The 816-nt window shown below is 48.4% G+C and carries 2 tRNA genes and 2 rRNA genes; all 4 read left to right on the forward strand.

The annotated features are described in order from the left end of the window. Positions 1–110 (forward strand): 5S ribosomal RNA (rrf, locus tag L1028_RS31040); the annotation flags it as partial. A gap of 45 nt (positions 111–155) precedes the next feature. Continuing rightward, positions 156–232: transfer RNA gene (locus tag L1028_RS31045), tRNA-Ile, on the forward strand. Between the two features lie 21 nt (positions 233–253). Beyond that, positions 254–329, forward strand: a tRNA-Ala gene (locus L1028_RS31050). Positions 330–522: 193 nt separating this feature from the next. Further along, positions 523–816: ribosomal RNA gene (locus tag L1028_RS31055) — 23S ribosomal RNA — on the forward strand; the annotation flags it as partial.

The following is an 816-nucleotide window of genomic DNA, read 5'->3' on the forward strand; positions in this document are numbered from 1 at the left end:
GCGATAGCGGAGGGGTTCCACACGTACCCATCCCGAACACGACCGTTAAGCCCTCCAGCGCCGATGGTACTTGGACCGAAGGGTCCTGGGAGAGTAGGACGCCGCCAAGCGGACAACCATTCTTTGGTTGATTCACAATATTATATATGTTATATGGGCTTTTAGCTCAGTTGGTTAGAGCGCACCTCTGATAAGGGTGAGGTCGGTGGTTCGAGTCCACCAAGGCCCACCATATGACGTTATATCCTTTTATGGGGCCATAGCTCAGCTGGGAGAGCGCCTGCCTTGCAAGCAGGAGGTCAGCGGTTCGATCCCGCTTGGCTCCACCATAACTTTTAATTCAATACCTTCTTTAAACTTGATCCTTGAAAACTGGATACCGAAACGAATTTGCGTTTTAGAACATCTTTTAGCAACTTGTGCAAACAAGTAAATGTTATTAGTGAATACAATGGAATCCGAAAGAAGTAAAGTATGTTGAATTCATTCAATGTGCAATATTTCTCCTCCGGAGAAAATTGAGGTTAAGCTAATAAGAGCACACGGAGGATGCCTAGGCGCCAGGAGCCGACGAAGGACGTGGCGAACAACGAAACTGCCTCGGGGAGCTGTAAGCAAGCTTTGATCCGGGGGTGTCCGAATGGGGAAACCCAGCTGTGGTAATTCGCAGTTACTCATCTCTGAACACATAGGAGATGTAGAGGCAGACCAGGGGAACTGAAACATCTAAGTACCCTGAGGAAGAGAAAACAATAGTGATTCCGTCAGTAGCGGCGAGCGAACGCGGAACAGCCTAAACCTAAGAGCTTGCTCTTA

Origin of the sequence: Paenibacillus pseudetheri (assembly GCF_924513355.1) — a bacterium.
GTDB classification, from domain to species: domain Bacteria; phylum Bacillota; class Bacilli; order Paenibacillales; family Paenibacillaceae; genus Paenibacillus_AQ; species Paenibacillus_AQ pseudetheri.